Below are 22,152 nucleotides of genomic sequence, written 5' to 3'. Positions count from 1 at the left end.
AATGGTCCGATGGCCTTTGACCCGAGCAACAAACCTGTTGCTCTGGAACATGTTTGCATATCCCTCATCGACCAAAATAATTCAGTGCCAAGGTTAAAGGTTTTTAACCAGTGGCATTGTAAGCCATCCTATGCTTCCACCTCGACCGAGCATTAATCTTAAGTCGGGTAGGTCAACAAAAGATTTCCTATTATCATTACCGTTAGCAATAGTTCCAAAAGTGAACGACTTTCTTGATCGTTTCCAAAAAATCGTCTATTTCCGAAGGCTTGGTCACAAATGCATTCACCTGATGCCGGTAGGCAAAGTCAATATCCCTTTCATCGTTACTCGTGGTCAATATGACTACTGGAATGGAAGCATGGATACTGTCCCCCTTAAGCTGCTTAAGGATTTCACGGCCATTTGGGGCAGGAATATTAATATCCAGCAAAATCAGTTCATACCGCTTCGAAGTCTTAGTTCCCACAGAATCTTTGACCCTATCCAATACACTGCTACCTTCCTTTACAAAATCCAATTGATAACCACTTCCCAATTCCTCAAATGCTTCTTGGACAATAATAATGTCCGCGATATTGTCCTCTACGAGCAGAACCCTCATTCTTAACTTTTTTTTAAGGGAAATTTAAGGAATGAAAATAGATTACAAAAAGAAAGTACCTGAAAATCCATTCAACAATGCAAAAAAAAGAATCCGCTTCTCCCCAACCGGATATTCCACGCTCCCGGCTCCCCTGATGGCAGTTGTGTGGCCACCGTGAAGATCGACACCGGAGAGATCGAACATCTCCCTCTACCTTTTTAAAATGGTGGTCCGACAATCCAGAAATGTGCGGAACGGCAGCATTTGCGATAATGGTAGCAGACCCATGGCCAGCTCTGTACCTTTTGGCCTTGGTCAGGTACTTCCATTGTAGGGCCATCTCCAACTTGTATCATATCGCATTGACAATCTTGCACAAGGGTGCCGTTGGGGCAAAACCTCTTTTTTTGGTCAAAGGCAGGGGGGTAATAATTTCCCCTTTGATTTCCTTGATACTTGCTTCCTAAATTTTAAGGGGGCTGTTTGGTTCTTTTATTGGGGACCCATAAAATTTGATGGGCGCCCGAACGGATCTAAGGTCTTCCAGAGCAAGGCCCCAAGAAGGGATTGCAAAGGAAGGACGCCCCAAAAATACGTTTGGACGAACCTAGAGTTTGGCACAGCTTTTGAAACCTCTAATATGAACCCAAAATGAAAGCTTATGAAAACGTATATATTGTTTATAGTGTCCCTGCTTTTCATTTCTGGAGATGCCTTGGCACAGCATCGGGGCAAAGAAGATTGGAAAGCCCATAAAAAAATGCAGAAGCAAGAAAGGAAATGGCAAAAGGAACAGGACAAAAGAAAGGCCGAGTACCTTAGGGAAATGCGAAAGAACGAGCAGGAATACCATCGTGAACTTGCCAAGGATCAAAGGGAATATTACAGGGAACTGAGGAAGCGTGAACTGGAGCACCTTAACGAGTGTCATCACTGTGACCATGGTTTTTACCACAATGACGGCCATTATTACCGGGACGGGGTCTATTATTCCACAAGGACCCGTGCCCCGTTGACCGTGGATGCCGAGCTTGTGCTCCCCAACGGTTCCATACGGGTAAGGCTATAGTGGGCCACCGGCCATGATCCACATAAAATTACAGTGCACAACCCCGATCAGGCAAGCTTGGCCGGGGTTTTCCCCTCTTGTCTCGGGTCGGGTTCCAAGGGCTGCTCCACCATCGATGCCCCTTCCAATCCATAATGGCCGAACTCTTCGGTCACCATATCGATAAAATCACCAAGGATGTTCCGTTAAATTAGATTGCACATCCACAGAATCCATTGCCGGATTTAATGCTCGTCATTACCAAGTAAGATCTGGATAATGTTCCTTTAGATAAATCTTCACGTTCACAATATCGTCTTTGGCCGTAAGATCCGGAACGTGTTCAGAGAGCGGTATACCAACAGCTGATCCTGGATAGTTGCGCAACATATTTAAAAATGCCGTGGGCAGTTCCTTTTCGCCGCGCTCAGGATGTATGGGACAATCCTGCAGAAATGGCTGCATGGTGGCACCATCGAAGGTAAAGGCGTTCATACTCACCCGTAGTTTGCCCGATTTATCCCTATAGGAATCCACCTGTTCCGGTCGTGGCTTTTCCAGAATGTCCCTAACGTACCCAAGATCATCCAACTTGAGCAGTGCAAAACCTGAAATACGTTCCTCTGAAAACTCCATGGCCTCCCTGTCATAGGCTATCAACGCATTGGGGGAACCAGTCTCCCGTAGGGCCCTTAAAGCCTTTTCCGAATATAAATTATCACTGTTGCAAACAGTATACCTTTCCGATTTGAGTTCTGGGTATTGTTGGGTGGCCTGATACAGCGCATCGGCTGTTCCCAAAGGTTTTATCCTATCTTTGGGTATATGTTGGACAACAAAACGTATTTGTAGTCCATGGAACGAGCCTCCGCTATCGGTTCCCCCATAAAACTCCTTGAAGAGCTGGCCATTTTCTCCAATGACCATATATATCTTGGCATAACCGGCCAGCTTGGCATTGTACAACAGGTAATCCAGTAAAGGTCGGCCTTCCTGGCCCACTCCAATGAGCCCTTTACTACGTTCGTTGGCCTGTTTGATGTCTTCTTGACTAAGGCCCTCCCCTTTGGATGCCTGCTTTTTCATTCTGGAAGATGCCCCCCCAGCTAAAATCACTAAACTTGAAATTGCGTCCATTTTTACAAATTTGGTTGGTTAACGATAACTTCTGGATCAACATTTACCCCATAGGCGTCCCTTGCCTTAGCCCGCTTGATGGCGTCGATCACATCTTGTTGCTAATCTGGTAGTGCCAATGCCACTATGCTCCCTCCACGGCCGTACCCGACGATCTTGCCCCCCAGAGCACCTGCTCTCAAGGCGGCATGCACCATATCGTCTATCAACGGCAAGGTAATCTTTAAGTATTCTTTCAACACATGATAGTGTTCATTCATCAATTTACCGATCGTTTCCAATTCCAAAGAGGGTTTTCGAAATTCCAATAGAGCCCTTTGGGTTATGTCGTGATTGAGAACGGCCGCTTCGAAACATATTTTTAAATCATCCGGTATATATTCGGCGTATTTGGGAAACTCTTGCCCGGACACCTGTCGAATATCGAAAGTCGGCAACCTTTCCCTGACCTTTGCAATGGCCAGCAAAGCCTTTTCCTTAAGTTCCCACAATACCCCCGTGGTCTGTTTGGGTATTCCTGATTCGCCAACAATGGGCCCGGGAATTCGTGTTTCAAATATTTCATGGTAATCGGTTCCCGACGTTTCCAGATAGATTACATGTCCCAGAGCGATACTGTATTGGTCCATTTTACCTCCTGACGATCCATGGAAAGCCACTTCGGCCTCATAGGCCAAACGCGATATCAATTCCTTTGTCACTATCCGTTCACAGCCAAATGCCGTGGTCATGAACCGTATCCAGGCCACCACTACCGCACTAGAACTGGAAGTACCCGCATTAATGGTGATATTGCCCTTTATGCAAATATCATATCCGGAATTTGGAATACAACCATATGTCGCCAATATTTTTATGGCAGCCAATAGATGGTCCTCTTTTTCGACATACTCGATTTTATCCATTATGTCTATGACCCGATATTCCCCAATATCAGGTTTATGGATACGAAATTTTCCCGCCGAATTTTTGGTGGCCCTAAGGACAATATGCCTGTGTATGTCGCAAGCTATTACAGGTAGTCCCAAATAATCCTGATGATTTCCGAACAAACAGGTACGACCTGGTGCTTGTACGAGAATGGACTCTGATTCCTCAGTGGTATCCATAGATGTATTCAACAATCCCATAGCATTGACAATGATTTATTTAAACGTACTGTCATCTTCCATTAAAGTGCAAGATATAAAAATTAGTGTGTACGTACACACTTTTCACTTTATAATGAAAGGCAAACGAACACCTTTCTTTATATTTGCTTGGTATGAACAAAAAAATAAGGATCAGGGATATTGCAAGCATAGCGGAGGTATCCATCGGGACCGTGGACAGGGTCCTTCATCAAAGGGGAAAAGTTTCTGATAAGGCCCTGCAAAGGGTCAATGCTGCCTTGAAGGAACTCAACTACAAGCCAAACCCTATGGCCAGGTCTTTGAAAAACAACAAAGTCCATTCCATCTGTGTACTGGTACCCGACCCCAATAAAGATTTGTATTGGTTGCCCTGCCAGCAAGGAATCGTTTCGGTTATCAAGGAATATGAGGCCTTTGACCTGGACATCACCGTTGCATATTTTGATCCGGAGGCACCCGATACTTTGGTTCACGAGGGGCAGGTCCTGATCGACAGATTCCCGGATGCCTTTTTGTTCGTTCCGTTGTTTGAGCAGGAGAGCGATATATTGCTCAAAAAGTTATTTAACAGGAACATACGCAGCGCCACCTTCAACAGTTTGCCAAAAAAACATGTAAATCATCATGTCGGACAAGATCTTCACAGAAGTGGCAGGGTCGGGGCCAAGCTCATCTCCAGTTTTCTTGCTGCGGATTCCAACATAGGGATCATCCATATGGACGAGGCCTTTGGCAACGCCATCCATATGCAACAAAAGGAAAAGGGGTTCAGGTCCTATTTTGAGGGTACTGAAATCAAGGCGAACATATATACAAAAACCCTTGACTCCGATGCCATGGGAGATGACTTGTCCAGTTTTAAGGAAACCTATGACATAGACGCATTCTTTGTAACCAATTCCAAAGCATACAAAGTGGCGCATATGCTTGAGGTTATGGACAAAAATGCCTTTGTCATAGGGTACGACCTACTGCCCCGCAATATAGACTATCTGGAATCGGGGAAAATCCAGTTCCTTATCCATCAGGCACCACGGCTACAGGCATCACGGTCTTTGAAGCATTTGGCAGAGCTTTTATTGTTCGGAAAACATACGCCCACAAAAGAGTTCCTTCCCATCGAAATCATCAATTCTGAAAATTTGATGTGTTACCTGTAATGCCGAACCTGCATATAACGGGAAGGGTTTGCATCAAAGAACGGGCGCTTGGCAATGGCCCCCGTTACAAGGTCGACCCAAGCATCGACCTATACCCAAAACGACCGGCTTGATTATACCTTAAAGTAAATTTTATGCTTATTGAGAAAATACGTAAGATACCAAAAGATAAACAGCACCAAAAGTGCATTCAACACAAGAACTGCATCATGGGACAGTCCGATGGCACCAAAGATACCTTCGGTAAAGATCAAACCAAATCCCCGGAACCACTGTATGCCCAAGGTTTCCGAGAACAGGTATATAAATATGGAGTTGGTGCCCACAACAGCAAAGATCTTTAACGCTTTTCTTGGGCCTTTCCCCATATCTATATACCAATAAAAAAGGGCCAAAGCCAAAAGGGTATAGCCACCGGAAACCAAGGTAAATGAAGTCGTGGCTATTCTTTTTATGATCGGGGTGATACCTGTCAAGTCCAACAAATAACCACTGGCTAAAAGAATCGCCCCACCGGCGATAAAAATTTTGACCTTTTTATTTTCCCCTTTGTCGGATAGCAACAATTGTCCACAGATCACCCCCCAGATGGTATGGGCCGCTGTAGGTATGAAATTTATGGCTACCCAGCCACCGTCATTAATTTTGCCCATCAGCAACATATCCATGAAGGAACCAAAACTTTCACCGTTATTGTAAGGGTCGAGGGGATTATAGCTACGGTACAAAACCTCCGTTAGGATCAGCAGGCCGACAGAAAAAAGGAGTTGGTATTTATGGGGCAGACCCATTATGGCATATGCGATAAGAATTGTAAAAGCGAGCTGTACCAGTACATTCCACAATTCCCAAACCAAATCGTGCCGGTAGACACAGTGCAGCAGAACACCAAAGGTGAACAATAAAAAGCATCTTTTTACAATGTGACCGGTCACTTGGGAACGGGTTCTGGTTGCCAATCGTTTACGCAATGAAAATGGCATCGCCACACCTACGATAAACATAAAAAAGGGTTGTATCAGATCCCAAAAACGAAGACCGTGCCACGGATGATGGTGCAATTGTATTGCTATGGGCTCCCAAAACGTGCCTTTGGAGAATTCATAAAAATTGTGGTGAAATCCGGCCGCTTCAGCAATGAGGAGAAACATGGTAAGCCCCCTGAATACATCCAGTGAGAATAAACGATTGGTAGTAGATTGTGTTTCGGACATTTTTTGGTTAGGTTAAATTATGACTATGAAATGACCATGTTCGATCATTCCAGTTTGATGTTTTCCATGACAAACGCTCCTATGCGTTTGCCTTGAACCAAGCCTTTCTCAATGGCAGGACGGTAATGGATACCGCCGTAGAGCCTGCTAATGGCCGCTTCTTCGGCAGCTTGCATAAAGGATCGGTATTTTCTTTTCGGAAGCCCATAAGGAACCTCTGTGGAATCGATAAAGGCATACTGCCCGCCGATCAATTCCGTCAATACCGTTGCGGCCGCACCCGAGGCCACGCTATGGCCCGATGTATGCTCGGGAAAGGCCGGAGTTTGCAGCACTGGGTCCCACTCTGGGTCTATATAGGCGTTGATGTAGGTTTCAGGTCTTATAAGGTTGCTCTTGTACTTTTGATCCCAACAACTTATAAACGCATCCGCCAAGGCAATGCTCACAGAGGCCATGACCCCTTGTTTCTCCGAGGTACTGCCTTGCATATCCTCTGTTGCCTGACAAGCAATGTGCATCCAATGCCCTCCAGGGGATATCTTTTGTTTAAAATACATCACATGCCCCTGGGTCACCGAAACATTTGGATTACAATCCCAGAATTTGGCAATGGCCACCTGCTCTTCATTCAGTCCCTTGACGGTAGCGTACACTTCTGTGGCCTCCTCATAAAATATCGTCCCCTCTTTCTCACTGAAATCCGTTGGGGGACCAGGGTCGAATTGTTGGGCGGAATCAAGGACGAAAGGTCTTAAGGTGTTCCAATTGGGCTCAATGGCATCCATATAGCCCGGAGGTGTGGGACGCCAACGCCCATGGTCTTCCGTTACACTGTATCTGGGCAATGCCGTTCTTTTGTTATAGCCATCCTCTTTGGCCCATTTCAAAATGCGCTCTGCGATGGCTTCTCCGAATGCCACGGAATTCCGATAGGTTTGACTATCGATTCCTATTTCCTGTATTTCGGCCAATATGCCGGCCTGAAGCTCTTGAATGCCTTCACGGTTGAATACCAGTTCTTGCGCCACATCAGTAAAGGCTACCATTGAAGCCAACGGGAAATAATAGGATTTGTCGGCTAGCGGAACCGGTAAAGGCCCCAAACCGTTCAATTGACCTGCAAGTGATTTTAACGACTTCTTTTGGAATCGGATGGCCTCATATCCTGCAATATTGGCATATGCATATATGCGACTGGCCACGGGAGGGGTAAAAATATCCGAAACTATTACATCGGTGAGCCCATGGTTGAGCTTCGTTGTACCTTTTTCAACATATAGGTCCAAAGCCTGTTTATCGTGCTTTTGTTGGCACGAGCTTAATACAATGAAAAGTAATACATAGAATCTACTGAAATGCTTCTTCATACACTATCTTTTTGCTGTTCCCCTTGTTGTCTTTCCATATAATGGCCTGTATCCCCTTGTTCAGCAACATACTCCTGCCATGTTGCGACAAGTACCCCTCACCATGATAAAATTCCATTTTGTAACTTGAACCATCGGTGAGCAAGATCTCCGCGCTTTCGATACCTTGGGGGATGTCCAGTCGAACCGCTTGGTTTTGGTCCTCCCTGAGATCAAAGATTTTTAAGGCATTGTCATTGTTTGCCACAAGCACATAAATGGTTCCATCGGCCTTGCCAAGTTTGGATAGTCCATTGGTATCCCAATCATTCAGGAATCCGCTTGTCTCCGGCGTCATGGCCGTGAACCTGCCCTTGCCATTTCCTTTCAGGAAAATCCCTTTGATGGCGTCATATCTTCCAATGGACACTTCCGTGGTATATGAATTGCCCGTTAGCAATGCGTCCAAAGCCCCATCCCCATCGAAATCCTCGACGACGATACCCTTTATAGGGCCCATTTGGCACATCTTGGGCAAAGCACTTATCGAGAATTGTCCATTACCAAGGTTTTCCAAAAGCGAGCTCTCGAACCATGTACTCCGTATAATGTAGCTTCCGTCTATTTCTTCGGGAAGGAAGGATTCCTCAAAAGTAACATCCGAGTAGGACTCGTAGGTCTTGAAACGGGCCCGCATGGCATTAATCTGCCCAATGATCTCATCCCTTGAATGTACCAAATATTCCTTGCCATGGATATATTGGCTCATTATCGGGTCCATTTTCCCATCCTTGTCAAAATCCTTCGCATAGATGGAGAGCGGAGTGTTCCCGGAAACGTTGTAACGGTTATTGAGCCCCAAATTACCGACAAGGTAATCCACGTCCCCATCCCTATCAAAATCGCCTCCGGCAATGCTGTTCCACCAACCATTCGTGTTAGGCAGTTGTGTTTGTCCTTGATCCATGTATATCAATTCGCCCGCATTGTTTTTAAAAATAGTGATCGGCATGAACTCACCGACAACGATAAGGTCTCGCCAACCATCGTTGTCAAAATCCGTCCAAAGGGCAGATGTAACCATGGTAAGTTTGCCCCATTCTGGCACTTTGGGGCCCCTATCGACGAAATTTATGCGTCCCGAATTGGAATCGGACCTATTTTCAAGTAGGTAACTTTTGGCCGGAGTGGGATAGGCGCCCGGGGAGACCCTGCCCCCGACGAAAAGATCAAGGTCGCCGTCATGGTCAAAATCGGCGGCCGTTACCACGGATCCGCTGGTTTCGATTTTTGGCAATGCCATATCTCTGGAGAAATTGCCGCTGCCATCATTGATATAAATCCGGTCTTGATACAGTTCGATTTCATTGGATACCGACACCCCGCCGCTCACCACGTAGAGATCCAGATCTTGGTCCCCGTCCGCATCAAAGAAAAGGGCCCCCATATCCTCAAACTGGGGCTCAGTGGTCAAATTGCCTTCCTGGAAGTCGCCCGTGGAATCCTGTAAAAACAATTGGCCAGAGGAGCCCGCCGCTCCCCCAACATAAAAATCGTCCAAACCATCATTGTCAACATCACCTACCGCTATACCCGGTCCATTTCTAGAATGCATATGCGGCAATATGGATTGCATTTTAAAATCCACCGTTGCATCCTCTTGATGCTTAAAATCAACATCCAGGGAATCTGTGACATCCCTGAACAATCGTGGGCTGCTGCCCATATTGGAATTCCTTGAGCCTGCCGATGCCTCGGATTGCACAAGCCTCAAGGTCTGATTGGAGGGAATGTCCACAAGAACTTGATGACGATTATCGGGCCATATAATTTCAAGGGTATCTATACGCTCGGATTGGCCCAGGCCAAAATGTACGGTACGATCAACGGCTGACTCATAACCTCTGCTCAGGTAATGTTCATAATGTTGGGTCGCCCCGTCAATGGTGACTTCAATTCTTGAGCCAATACCATCAAGATTGCCTTTTTCCCCACGCAGTTCAATCCGTAAGAAATTCGAGCGATCAAATTGGCTCGTCCGGTTCTCATAAAGAAAGGCAGGTTGGTTGACATTGTTTACGACCAGTTCCAAATCCCCGTCATTATCAAAATCCGCATAGGCTGCGCCATTGGAACAACTGGGACTCTCGATACCCCATTCTTTGGTAACATTCTCAAAGGTTAGGTCTCCTTTGTTCCTATAGAGGTAATTGACCAATTTTGCCGGAGGCAGTTCACTGATGGATTTCAGTTTTTGGTCAATCTTTGTTTGGGCATCACCCAAGGGATTATCATAAATGTTTTGGTAATGGATATAATCCAGGTTACCCAAATCCCTAAGAAAACCGTTGGTCACAAATAAATCCTTGGAGCCATCGTTGTCAAAATCCGCCAATAGAGGGCTCCAGCTCCAATCGGTACTGCTTATCCCCGACATAAAGCCAATTTCACTGAATTCATCGCCCCCCATGTTCAGTTGTAATGTATTTCGGCTATACTGGGGGTCGTACCCTGCCTCCAACATCATTTGAAATCTATCGTACCCTGTTGAAGAAATGATCAATTTTTGTCTTTTATTGTCCTCCGGTCTCATATCGAGCACAACTATATCGGGTTTCCCGTCATTGTTGATATCGGCGATATCGTTCCCCATCCCGGCATAGCTGGTATGGTTGATATAACGGCTCAGTTCGTTCTTGAAGGTTCCATTCTGTTGATTGATATATAGGATATCACTGCCAATAAAGTCGTTGGATATGTAGATATCCGGCCATGAATCGTTGTTTATATCCGAAATTCCTATTCCAAGTCCATAGCCCTCGGTCAAAATTCCCGCCTTTAGGGTCACATCCTCGAAGGTACCATCACCATTGTTATGGTACAACCTATCGTTGCTGATCGACTCCCCGTTCAGTTTTCTGGGTTGACTTACGTTAACACGTTGTTCATAGGCAGCTGGATTGACCATCAAATACATATCCAGGTCGTTGTCCTTATCGTAATCAAAAAATGCAGCTTGCATGGACTGTCTCCTATCGGCCAGACCATAAGACTCTGCCCGTTCCTCAAAGGTCATGTCCCCATTGTTAATGTACAATAAATTGGCCCTATCCGACTCCTTCCCTCCACCGGATACACAAACGTAAATATCCAGCCAACCATCCTGATTGATATCCACCATGGTGGCTCCAGTACCCCACCTGGCATTAAGGATACCTGCCGATTCACTGATATCCTCGAAACGGAGTCCGCCCTTATTGAGAAAAAGTCGTCCGGAGACCATATTGCCGCTGAAATAGATATCGGGCAATCCATCATTGTTGATATCGCCGACCGCTACCCCCGCACCCGTATACACATTCATGAATTGAAAGACGTTTACGGTGTCATTCTCTATGATGGTATTTTCAAAATGAAGACCAGATCGCTTGGGAGGGTGCAATTTGAACAGTTCCTTCCCAGTCTGATCACAGGAGACAAAAAGTGCCAGCACCACAATAAAAAGCGGGACGGTATATATATGTAATAAGGTCTTTTTCATTGTATTCGCATAATTTCATGTTTATTGCCCAATTGGTCGATGACCATGATCGAGCTAGCCCCCTCTGGAAGGGCAAAAGCCCTACTGGACTGGGACAGATACCCTGATGCCCGACCGAACTCAAAACGTTGGACCCTTCCATCCCAATAGGTCACAAGGGCACCAATCTCATCATCGGTCGGGTAGTAGCGTTTCCGGTTCTTGCCTTGATGTTGGAAAATGGCCAACGGGCCGTTGTTAATACCAGAAAGTACAAGCTCCTGGTCACCAATATGTATATTGACCAAGGATTTAGCGTCCCCTTTAAGGAAGAATCCGCTTTCGCGGAAATCGACACTGGTGAAGTTTCCCTTACCGTCACCAGCCAAGAACCATCCTTTGGAGGCATCGTACCGACCGGCAAATACCTCGCCACTATAAAAGTTGCCAACGGAAAGTATGTCCAAATTCCCGTCTTGGTCATAGTCACCGACATGGGTTCCGTACATAGGGGCAATTTGGGCAATTTTGGGAAGTGCACGTAGCTTAAATTTGCCATTTCCCAGATTTTCCAGATAACTGTTGGCAAATTGCTCACATCTAAATACCACTGCATCTTCGAGTTCTTCCTTCAAAAAAGTTTCCGAGAACGGCGCTTCTGCATAATCCGTGTAGGTCCTGAACCGACCGCGCATGGCATTGATCTGTTTGATCAGGTCATTGCGGGAGTGTACCGCATAATTTTCACCGTTAATGTAGCAGCTCATCACCGGATCGATCAGTCCATTATTGTCAAAATCCTTGGCATAGATACGAAGCGGTTCACTTTCACTGACCTCAAAACGGTTGTTCAGTCCAAAATTTCCCAGGATATAGTCCATATCCCCATCGGAATCAAAATCCCCGGCACTAATGCTGTTCCACCAACCATAACTGTTTTCCAGGCCATGTTCATTGGAAAGCTCCATAAGGGAGCCCCGGTTATTTTTAAAGATACGTACAGGCATAAACTCCCCTACCACAATAAGGTCGATCCAGTCATCATTATCTATGTCCGTCCAAAGTGCGGCCGTCACCATTCCCAGTTCCTTCAGAGCGGTGTTTTTAGGATCTTCCACAAATTTAAACTCCCCCGTACCCCCTTTGTTCTGCAGTAGCATACTTTTGGGCGTCAACGGATATTCACCCGGCCTCACCCTGCCCCCGACAAATAGATCCATGTATCCGTCCCTATTATAATCGGCCCCTGCCACAACAGAACCACTGGTCGCATTGGGAGGCAAAATATCATTTTTCAAAAAGTTTCCTGAGCCGTCATTCAGATAGACACGGTCCCGATATAACCCACTATCCTTTCCAAAACTGCTACCTCCGCTAACTACATATAGATCCTGATCCCCGTCATTTTCAACATCAAAGAACAAAGCACCCATATCTTCATATTGCGAATCCTGAAACTCCTGTTCCACAAATTTTCCATCCTCCTGTTGTATCATCAATGTACCGGCCTGCCCGGCAGCCCCGCCAATATAAAAGTCTTCCAAATGGTCACCATTGACATCGCCCACTGAAATCCCCGGGCCATTTTTGGAGTGCATATGCTGTAAAAGGGGCTGGACCTTATAATCCACAAATTTGTCTTCTTTATGATGATGACTTAAAAAAGAGGTGTCCTTCCGAACGAACAAGGAAGTCTCCTTTGGCATTGTCCGTTCCAATGCAATGGCTTGGGAAGCCTTGGATTCATCCAGTTGATATACCTTGTTTGCGGCCAAATTTTTCAATAATTGTTTTTTGCCATCCGGCCATGTAACGATTACCGTATCAATCACCTGCGTGTTTCCCAGACCAAAATGGAGGCCCTGTTCCACCGAGGAAAGATATCCTCTGTAAGGGGTGTGATACCCCACTTGCTTTTTGTCGCCATAACGGATCTCCAGATGGCTACCGATTCCGTCCCGATTGTTTGGCTTACCCTTGAACTTGAATTTGATAAAATTCGAGGCGGTGTTCCTTTCACTTTGGTTTTGGTATACCCCGGCGGGGTCATCTATATTGTTGATGACCAAATCCAGGTCCCCATCATTGTCCAGGTCCGCATAGGCGGCCCCATTGGAATAGGTGGGCATATCAAAACCTGCCTTATCGGTTGTATTTTCAAAACCAAGTTCCCCGGTATTGCGGTACATATAATTTTTTATTTTAATCCCCGGCAATTTATTGAGTTCCTCGAGCCGGGCTTTCCTATTTGCCTCTTCGGTACCCATTGTCAGAACTCTATTACCGTAGACCATGAAATCCAGGTTGGTGATATCTTGCCTGTAGCCATTGGTCACATATAGGTCCCGTAACCCATCTTGGTCAAAATCCGCAAATAGGGGGCTCCAGCTCCATTCGGTCGCTGAGATGCCCATCAACTGCCCAACTTCACTGAAGGAGCCATTGCCGTTGTTCAATTGAAGTGTGTTCCTGATGTATTGCGGCCGGTAGCCATAGGAGAGCCATTCTTGGAATTCATCATATTTATTGCCCATCATAGTCAGTTTCCAGCGCTTGTTATCCTCGGGCAACATATCCAGCACAACGACATCCATGAACCCGTCGTTGTTGATATCGGCAATATCATTGCCCATTCCATTGAAGGTGTGATGTTCAAAATAGTCGGCCAATTCGTTCCTGAACGTTCCATCTTTCTGGTTTACATAAAGTAGGTCGTTGGTCAAAAAATCATTGGATACATAAATATCAGGCCAACCATCCCTGTTCATATCACAGATTTGGACCCCCAGTCCAAATCCTTCGATCAGGATATTGGCATCTTTTGAAACATCGGTAAAGGTATTGTTACCGTTATTGCGATAAAGTTTGTCCGTCGAGGCGACCTTACCAGAGATATCGATGGGACGGGCGGTATTTCTGTTATAATCGACCAAAGCGTTGTTAAGCAAGTACATATCGAGATCGCCATCCCGATCGTAATCGAAGAAAGCCGCCTGAATGGAATAACCTTCATAGTCCAATCCCCATTCGGCTGCCGATTCGGTGAACGTAAGGCCTTTTCCCGATCCTGCATTATTGATGAACAATAGGTTTTTTCTGGCCTGCCCGCTACTTCCCCTAGGACCTCCGCAACTCACGTAGATATCCGGATATGAGTCTTGATTGATATCGACTATGGCAACGCCGTTGGACCAATTGCTCGTGCTGGTATTCGAGTTCAAGGTAACGTCCTCGAACTTCCAGTCACCCAAGTTTTTGTACAGGGCATTACTTGACATATTGGCCGTAAAATAGATATCCTGAAGTCCGTCCAGATCAAAATCCGCTACGGCAACGCCCGCACCATTGTACATATACTCAAATTCAAGTACGGATAGTTCATCGCTTAAATTCAATTTATTGGAGAAATGGATCCCGGTCTGTCCCGGCGTCCTGGCCATAAAAAGTGTACCATCATCCCCACAACCCACTAGGAACAGGGTCATATATAACAACACCAATGCCCTATAAGGGATAATTCTAAAAATTGGACTTAAGCGCATAATCAAATTTTTATTTAGCATGTCCGAAAGCAATAAACAGACAATCCAATCTATAAAAATAGATTGGATTGTTGAGTTAAAATAACTAAATCAAACTACTAAACACTTAAAACAACATTTTTGGACGGATTGCTAGTAACCCTGATTTTGTTGGAGAAGACCGTCCGATCGCTCAATCTCTGATAACGGAAAGGGGAAAACATTCAACCTTTCGTCCCAGTTTGCACCAAAAACGTCAGGGCCAATACCCCACCGGGTTATATCAAACCATCTATGTGGCTCAAATGCTAGTTCTATCCTTTTCTCTTGTCTCATGGCCGTCAAAAGATCTGCTCCGACCTCCAAGTCCGGCAATCCGGCCCTGTTGCGTATGTCGTTGATCTGGCGTTCCGCAATTCCCAAATCACCCCCACCTTCGATCAATGCCTCGGCGTAGAGCAATTTAAGTTCGGCAAATCTAAACCATCGTTCATTGTTGAATTCAGACTGCCCGTTGGGCGAACGGTTTCCAGGTACCGTATTGACCTCCCCTTGGTATTTGCTCGATGTCAAAGAAGTTGATGACCAGGTTGGGTCATAAGGCTGTACAATTTGTCCTCCGGCATCATAACTATAATAGGTATCACCTTCTTGGTAGAGCATGGTCCCCAATCTGGTATCTCCCGCTTCAAAGGCATTTAACAAATCCTGTGTCGGGGCGAACCATCCATTCTTACCTCCCGGCACGCCGTTACCGCCGGCATCCCAGTAATAAGAACGGGCAATTCCTTGCGAGGCTTTGAAATCCTCAGAATGGGTATCGTCGAACACCCATAGGTTATCGTCGGAGAAGGGCCCTCCAAATTGTATTTCAAAAATGGATTCGGCATTGTTTTCCATGGTGTAGTTAAAGTTGTCCCCATAATTGGGCATCAGACTGTACGGACCATTGTTGACTACATTTTCAAAGGCGGTAATCGCTGCGGGCCAATCCTCTTTCCAGACATTCACCTTTCCTATGTATGAAATGGCGGCCCAAGATGTAGCCCTTCCCGTATTGCCACTATCCCATACCGGCGGCAATCCTGCCGCAGCATCGGACAAGTCTGTCAAAATCGCATCGAACAGCTCGTCCTTGGTAGCATTGGGCAAGGCTTGGTCATTAATTCCCGGAATGATTTCCATGGCCAATGGGGGTGTCCCGAACATTTTTAGGGCTTGAAAATGGAACCAGGCCCTAAGGAACTTAGCCTCTGCGGCCAAAACCGTCTTATCCTCCTCTGTAAGCTCATTTTCAGCATTCAATCTATCGAGTACGATATTGGCACGGTAAATACCCTCATATATTTGGGTATACGCAGCTGCGTAGGGCACGTCAGCCGCCCGTATCAAAAGAGCGTCGATATCACGTGACCTCTGATCCGAGGTAACGGCATCTGCAGCTACATCATCGGTGATGACACACGTTAGCTTCCAGAATTCCCCGCGCTCCCCCAAAGTTTCGGTACTGGTTCCCCATAAATCCTGTATGGAGGAGTACGATGCAAATATGGCACCGTCAAAGTCGGCCCTGCTTTTATAGAAAGTGTCAGTGGTCAACCTATCAAGAGGCTGCAGATCTAATTGATCGCTGCATGAGAACAAAGCACCCAAAAAGCAAACGGCAAGTATTAATTGGTTTGATTTTTTCATGACTAAATTGATTATAATATTTTTAATTAAAGTTCACTGTCCATCCTAACTGTATAATCCTGGGCAACGGAGACTGCCCCCCATCTTGACCTGTGGCCAGCGTAAAATCACCTTTTTGAAAACTTTGATCACGGCCCACTTCCGGATCATATCCGGAATACTCAGTGAAGGTAGCCAAGTTTTGTGCACCGATATAAAACCGCATATTGGTAATGAAGTTATCAGTCCAATTTTTAAGTTTTTCCTGAGGCACAGTGTACCCAACAGAAATGTTCTGTATACGAAGATACCCCGCATTTTCGACCCATCTGTCCGAGAATCGGTTGTTGCCGTTAGGGTCGTTGACGGCAAGTCGGGGATTGGAACTTGAATTCGTAGTGCCCTCACCTGTCCATCTATCGAGGATTTGGGTACTGAAATTGCCCTGTCCCGTCATTCCTTCCAAACCAATTCGCGCAGAATTGAATATCTGTCTATCTCCCACTCCCCTCAAATTCATGGAGAGGTCAAATCCCTTATATTCGGCATTAAAAGCAAATCCGTAAAAGAATCCAGGGAAGGGACTGCCCAATATAGTCCTATCCTCGGCATCCACTACACCGTCATTATTGACATCCACAAAGCGAATATCCCCAGGTGAAGGGGTGCCCAAGGCATCAGGGACCGCTGCTGCCACCTCGGCGTCATTTTGGTAAAGACCATTTGTTCTGTATCCATAAAAATGACCGAGACTTTCCCCTACAATGGTCCTGTGGGTGGAAGCACCACCGATCCCGCTGATTATGGAAGGAATCGATCCCAGATCGGTTACCTCGTTCTTTACCGTTGTCAGGTTACCTCCAAAACTATATTTAAAGTCCCCAACGGAGTTTGCATAATTAAAGGAAAATTCAATACCTGAGTTTTTTATCTGTCCTATGTTGGCATCAGCAGAAAGGAAGAAACCAGAAACATACGGTAGGGGAAATCCAATCAGCACATCATCCGTGGTTTTGTTGTAATAATCAATGGTGGTGGTCAATTTACCATCATAAAAACTGGCATCGACACCAATATCAAACTGGGTACTTGTCTCCCACTTTAGGTCAGAATTGGCAAATGTTGTGGGTGCAGGCGCCACAACGGTCTGCTGATCATCGCCAATTACATAGCGAACATTGTTGTCAATGGCGCTCAGATAGGCAAAATTGAGCCCTGTAAACTGGTTGCCCGATTGACCCCAACCGGCCCTTAGTTTGATATCGTCAATTTTAGTGTCCTCGGGAAAGAAGCTCTCGTCGGTAATCCTCCAACCTACGGAAACCGATGGGAATACCTGATCTCTGTTTCCAGGGGCAAATCGGGAAGTAGCATCCCTCCTAACATTGGCCGTTGCCAGATATCTCCCCTTGTAATTGTAAGTCAGCCTTCCCAACCAACCTTGCAAGGTCCAAAGGTCGGCTTCATTGGCACCGGCAACCGTTGTACCGGTAGCGGCAAAGTTTTCGTTGAACAAATCCCTTCCCTGCAAACGTTGCTTATCATACCTGAACTTGGTCTGCTCAAAACCGAACAGAGCACCTATATTATGGTCACCATCGCCAAATGTCTTATCGTACTGCAGTGTCGCCGCACTGGTCAAAGTCAATTCAATGGGTCTTTCAGACACCAACAGGGAGGAACCCGAAGCACCGTTCAGCAGATCAATGCCACTGGTGAAATAATCCCCGACACCGACATTATAGTCGATACCCAATGAGGTCCTTGCCTTAAGGCCTTCCACAATGTTGAGTTCACCATAGAAATTGGCCAGCACTTTACGGGTCTGTATGGTCGTTTTGGTAAACCGATCATCGGTATTAAAAAGATAATTGGTAGCAGAACCCTGTCCAACCGTCTGTTGATTGATCAAGTTGTAGCCCAGCGGTCCATCCCCATAAGGCTGATAATATGGCGCATTGGTCGCGGAATTAAAACCGGCGAATATACCCGGCTCACTTTGTACCTGCCTATCTACTTGGCTGATCAAAATGGATTCCCCGAATTTAAGCCTTTCCCCCACTTGTATATCGGAGTTAGCCTTAAAGGAATACCTTCTAAAACCCTGGGCCCTTTCGACACCCTCTTGATCCATATATCCCCCTGAAATAAAATAAGTGGCTTTTTCGTTCCCACCACTGACCGAAACGTTGTGATTTTGCACAAAACCGGTCTTAAACATCAAATCCTGCCAATCCACAAAGGACTGCCCGCTAAATTGGGATAGATCGGTGCCAAGCTGCCCCTGAATGTCGATATACTGCTCGACATCCAACACATCTATGGTCTTCCTTACAGTGGCAAAGGAAGTATATCCATCATAAGTCACCCTTGCATCGCCCCTTTTACCTCTTTTGGTAGTTACAATAATAACACCGTTGGCCGCCCTGGCCCCATAAATAGCAGTTGAAGCCGCATCCTTTAGGACATCGATGGACTCGATGTCATTTGCGTTCAGACCAGCGAGCGGATTGGAATCGGTAGTGGAGGAGGTGTTAACTGTAATGTTGGTTGTTTGCACGATGGGAACTCCATCAATAACCCATAAAGGGTCGTTCACCCCAGGTGTACCCACACCCCTGATATTGACACTGATAGGTGCCCCCGGGTCACCGCTTCGGTTGGTAATGTTGACCCCGGAGATCGTACCGGCCAGTGCTTGGTCAGGACTCGTTATTGGCTTGGTGACTATTTCAGAAGAACCTATAGAGCCCACCGAACCAGTCAAATCGGCCTTTCGTTGGGTGCCATACCCCACAACGACCACTTCGCTCAGGGATTGGGCATCCTCGGTCATAACAACATCAACTGTTGTTCTGTCATTGATGGCAACCTCTTGCTTTTGATAACCGATATAGGTAAAAACCAATGTGCCTTGACCCTGCGGAACTTCAATGGAATAGTTACCGTCAAAGTCAGTGGAAACACCGACGGTCGTGCCCTTGACCACGACGTTGACCCCGGGCAAGGGTCCTGTTGCGTCCGATACGTTACCTGTTACCTCAGTTTGGCCATGCACGCTTGGGGCCACCAAGGCCATGCACATCAACATGAAAACCGAAAGTACCGGAATCCGAATGCCCATAACTAGAATTCGTTTCATAATTTACGTTTAGTTTAGATGGTTTTTTATTAAGTATTAGCACCCTCCCAAGCAATGCGCCCTGAAGAGCGTTTGAACAATAGCCTGCTCGCTTTGGCGATTTAATGGCTCAAAACAACTTTTTATAAGATGTGTAATTATCTTACGGCTTCCTCAAAGTTAAAAAAATATTAACATTATACAACCTTTTCATTAAAATTTATTTTCTTTTTTTTCCTTTCTTTTTATTATAATTTAACTTCATGTTTGATAAATTTTAACCCCTTGGACCACGCGCGAAATAGCCCCTGATTTTGATGGGGAATCCGGTTCGAGCCCCAGATGCAGTGACTTGAACAAGCCAAGAAGCTGACCGAAGAGAATAAAACAGACGCAGAGGAATTCCTCCGGAACGGCATCGACCTGCCCTTCGCCCAACACAATCAAGGTGTCGACCGAAAGCCCATCGATAGGCACGGTAGAAATTCCAACTTGTTTCAACGGTCTTTTGCCGATTGCCATTCCTTCCACGAGATCCTTTTCGTATCGAAGCACTTTGGCATTGTTGGAGAAATAGTATACCAACAGGGTACGCTCGTTGACAACAGCCTTGGGACCGTGGCGAAACCCAAGGTAGGAATCATTCTTACAAACCACATCGCCATCGGTCAATTCCTGTAACTTGAGATGGGACTCCATAGCGGTACCGAACAAAGGTCCCGACCCCAAAAAGACCGCTCGGTCAAAATCAAGCCCCGCCAAGCCTTTGATGTCCCCAAGGACATTTCTGCCGAGCAATTGATTTCCATAGTCGACAATTGCATCAACGACCCCCCGTTGAGCGGAAACATCCCTGTAATCACACAAAAGAATTGCCGCTAGAAGCATGCCCGAGTAACTACCGGTCATAGCTAGGCTCTTGTCATTTGCCTGAGGGGGCAAGAGCACGACATAGGATTTCTCCTTTGCCTTATATTTTGCCAAACCACCCTGCTCATTGCATGTAATGACCAAATGGAAACACCTATCGATATGGGAATCCGCCAGGTTTACGGCAGCCAAACTTTCCGGACTGTCCCCGGACCTTGCGAAGGAAACCAGTAACGTACTCACCTCTCTTTGGAAATAATCCTGCGGGTGGGACACCAAATGGGTGGTCGGGACAGACACCGTCGTTACACCCAATTTTCTTTGCATGGCACCCTCGACAGAGTGTCCAATATAAGCACTTGTTCCGGCACCGGTCAAAATTATTTTTCCGGCATCCTGCAGCACAAGGTCAATAAACCCACTTATCTCCTTGCTGTCAACCACCAACCGTTCAAAAATACTCTTCCAAAGTGTTGGTTGGCCGGCAATTTCCTTGGCTGTGGAGAGTGCACCCGAGGCCTTGAGCTGGGTCTCCTCCATATTTAGGTATGTCATCAATGGTCTTTTTTTACTGTCTTAAATTGCATATAGTTTCGTATACTTATTATACAAATATATATAAACTTATTTATTCTTTCTTTACCCTGTTATTATTTATTTTTACTTTTTGAAAGTTTTATGTGACCTTATAAGTTCATATCTTCGCAAAAATTATCAAAACCGGACTGGATGAAAGGCAAAAGGACAAAGCGGTCTACCGTTGAGAGACGCAAACAGATATTGAGCATGCTCGAAACCAATGGCCAAGTGTTTGTCCACGAGCTAAGTGAGCAATTCGGGGTCAGTGAGGTCACCATACGGAACGACCTGGAGCTTTTTGAGACAAAGGGCCTGCTTATCCGATCAAGAGGCGGCGCCATGATAGTTGAGAATACCGTAGGCATGGATTTTCAGCTCTCCGATAAGGACAAAATGAACTTTCCCGAAAAGATCCGTATCGGAAAGAAGGCCGCTGAACTAGTGAACTCCGGAGAAACCATTATTTTGGATTCGGGCACGACGACCATGGAAATAGCAAAGAACCTTAATTCCAGCAAGTCCATCAACGTCATAACCAATGCCCTGAATATCGCCAATGAACTGCTAAAGAGTGCCAATATCAATGTTATTGTACCGGGAGGCACCCTGCGTAAAAGCTCACATTCCTTGGTCGGCCCTCTCGCAGAAAAAAGTATGCGCAACTTCTATGTCGACAAAGTTTTCCTTGGCGTGGATGGATTTGATGCCAACGAAGGAGCCTTTACCCCCAATATCGAAGAGGCCTCGTTGAATCAAATCATGATCGACATCGCAAAGGAGGTCATCTTGGTAGCCGATTCCAGCAAGTTCAGAAGAAGGAGCCTGGCCTTTATTTGCCGCCCCCAAAAGATCAACGTTGTGATCACCGATGACAGGCTTGACCCCGAGGATAGAAAATGGTTGGAAGAACAGGGTATACGGCTCATTATTGCATGATATCAGGGAGAAGGGCTTATTGGGCATTGGTATCGGCCGAACAAGGCGGAAGCCACCACTGCCCCCATTGACGGAACAAAATCAAGGCCCACCCCTAAATCCAAATACCTTTGGGCGATGCCCCCTCCCCCTGTCCAAAAGACTATCGCCCAATCTTAAGATTGGGCGATGTACAAATTTCCAAAATACCCTTTTTACCCGGATATGCAATATCCCATGACCTAGGATTGCCCCTTATAATTCAACCCCAGAGCCCCTCTCTTATTGTATCCCGCTTCAAGTCAGGTTACCTAATCTGCACCTACCT

The 22,152-nt window shown here is 46.0% G+C and carries 13 protein-coding genes and 2 pseudogenes; 3 read left to right on the top strand and 12 right to left on the bottom strand.

Going from position 1 to position 22,152, the window contains the following annotated elements; genetic code table 11:
- Positions 1–202: 202 nt before the first annotated feature.
- Positions 203–604 carry a response regulator gene (locus VM932_RS12105; protein ID WP_326279049.1) on the bottom strand — a complete coding sequence of 134 codons (402 nt, stop codon included), beginning with the start codon at positions 602–604 and terminating at the stop codon, positions 203–205.
- Positions 605–646: 42 nt separating this feature from the next.
- Positions 647–790 carry a hypothetical protein gene (locus VM932_RS12100; protein WP_326279048.1) on the bottom strand — a complete coding sequence of 48 codons (144 nt, stop codon included), beginning with the start codon at positions 788–790 and terminating at the stop codon, positions 647–649.
- A 457-nt stretch (positions 791–1,247) separates the two neighbouring features.
- Between VM932_RS12100 and VM932_RS12095 the strand changes: the two genes are divergently transcribed.
- Positions 1,248–1,655, top strand: a complete 408-nt coding sequence (locus VM932_RS12095) for a hypothetical protein (protein ID WP_326279047.1) — start codon at positions 1,248–1,250, stop codon at positions 1,653–1,655.
- A 237-nt stretch (positions 1,656–1,892) separates the two neighbouring features.
- Here the strand turns inward: VM932_RS12095 and VM932_RS12090 are convergent, their stop codons facing one another.
- Both VM932_RS12090 and VM932_RS12085 read right to left on the bottom strand, forming a co-directional pair.
- Positions 1,893–2,771 carry a sugar phosphate nucleotidyltransferase gene (locus tag VM932_RS12090; RefSeq protein ID WP_326279046.1) on the bottom strand — a complete coding sequence of 293 codons (879 nt, stop codon included), beginning with the start codon at positions 2,769–2,771 and terminating at the stop codon, positions 1,893–1,895.
- 101 nt (positions 2,772–2,872) lie between these two features.
- On the bottom strand, positions 2,873–3,901 hold the full coding sequence (locus VM932_RS12085; protein WP_326279045.1) for a mevalonate kinase family protein: 1,029 nt from the start codon (positions 3,899–3,901) through the stop codon (positions 2,873–2,875).
- A 134-nt stretch (positions 3,902–4,035) separates the two neighbouring features.
- On the opposite strand from VM932_RS12085, the gene VM932_RS12080 reads away from it, so the two are divergent.
- Positions 4,036–5,064, top strand: a complete 1,029-nt coding sequence (locus tag VM932_RS12080) for a LacI family DNA-binding transcriptional regulator (RefSeq protein ID WP_326279044.1) — start codon at positions 4,036–4,038, stop codon at positions 5,062–5,064.
- Between the two features lie 113 nt (positions 5,065–5,177).
- Here VM932_RS12080 and VM932_RS12075 read toward each other — a convergent pair whose 3' ends face one another.
- The 8 genes and pseudogenes from VM932_RS12075 to VM932_RS12045 form a co-directional block, all read right to left on the bottom strand.
- Positions 5,178–6,278, bottom strand: coding sequence for an acyltransferase family protein (locus tag VM932_RS12075; protein ID WP_326279043.1), 1,101 nt, complete (start codon positions 6,276–6,278; stop codon positions 5,178–5,180).
- A 44-nt stretch (positions 6,279–6,322) separates the two neighbouring features.
- The gene (locus tag VM932_RS12070) at positions 6,323–7,648 is read right to left on the bottom strand and encodes a vanadium-dependent haloperoxidase (RefSeq protein WP_326279042.1); all 1,326 of its coding nucleotides are present in this window, start codon (positions 7,646–7,648) and stop codon (positions 6,323–6,325) included.
- Positions 7,629–9,608 (bottom strand): annotated as a pseudogene (locus tag VM932_RS16785) (FG-GAP-like repeat-containing protein); the annotation flags it as partial. The pseudogene VM932_RS16785 and the gene VM932_RS12070, both read right to left, overlap by 20 nt.
- Positions 9,609–9,716: 108 nt before the next feature.
- Positions 9,717–10,991, bottom strand: a pseudogene (locus VM932_RS16780) (FG-GAP repeat domain-containing protein); the annotation flags it as partial.
- A 173-nt stretch (positions 10,992–11,164) separates the two neighbouring features.
- A complete protein-coding gene (locus tag VM932_RS12060) occupies positions 11,165–14,689 on the bottom strand; it encodes a VCBS repeat-containing protein (RefSeq protein WP_326279040.1) in 3,525 nt (1,174 codons plus the stop codon).
- A gap of 132 nt (positions 14,690–14,821) precedes the next feature.
- Complete coding sequence (locus VM932_RS12055) at positions 14,822–16,360, bottom strand: RagB/SusD family nutrient uptake outer membrane protein (RefSeq protein WP_326279039.1); 1,539 nt, start codon at positions 16,358–16,360, stop codon at positions 14,822–14,824.
- A gap of 22 nt (positions 16,361–16,382) precedes the next feature.
- Positions 16,383–19,481, bottom strand: coding sequence for a SusC/RagA family TonB-linked outer membrane protein (locus VM932_RS12050; RefSeq protein ID WP_326279038.1), 3,099 nt, complete (start codon positions 19,479–19,481; stop codon positions 16,383–16,385).
- A gap of 240 nt (positions 19,482–19,721) precedes the next feature.
- Positions 19,722–20,885: an AgaS family sugar isomerase gene (locus VM932_RS12045; RefSeq protein ID WP_326279037.1), complete on the bottom strand. Its 1,164-nt coding sequence runs from the start codon at positions 20,883–20,885 to the stop codon at positions 19,722–19,724.
- Positions 20,886–21,059: 174 nt separating this feature from the next.
- On the opposite strand from VM932_RS12045, the gene agaR reads away from it, so the two are divergent.
- Positions 21,060–21,845, top strand: a complete 786-nt coding sequence (agaR, locus tag VM932_RS12040; protein ID WP_326279036.1) for a transcriptional repressor AgaR — start codon at positions 21,060–21,062, stop codon at positions 21,843–21,845.
- The last annotated feature ends 307 nt before the right edge of the window (positions 21,846–22,152 follow it).

Source organism: Flagellimonas halotolerans, from assembly GCF_035818535.1.
Taxonomy (GTDB): Bacteria; Bacteroidota; Bacteroidia; order Flavobacteriales; family Flavobacteriaceae; genus Flagellimonas; species Flagellimonas halotolerans.
The sequence above is the reverse complement of the archived record's forward strand: the minus strand, read 5'-3'. Positions and strand labels throughout refer to the sequence as shown.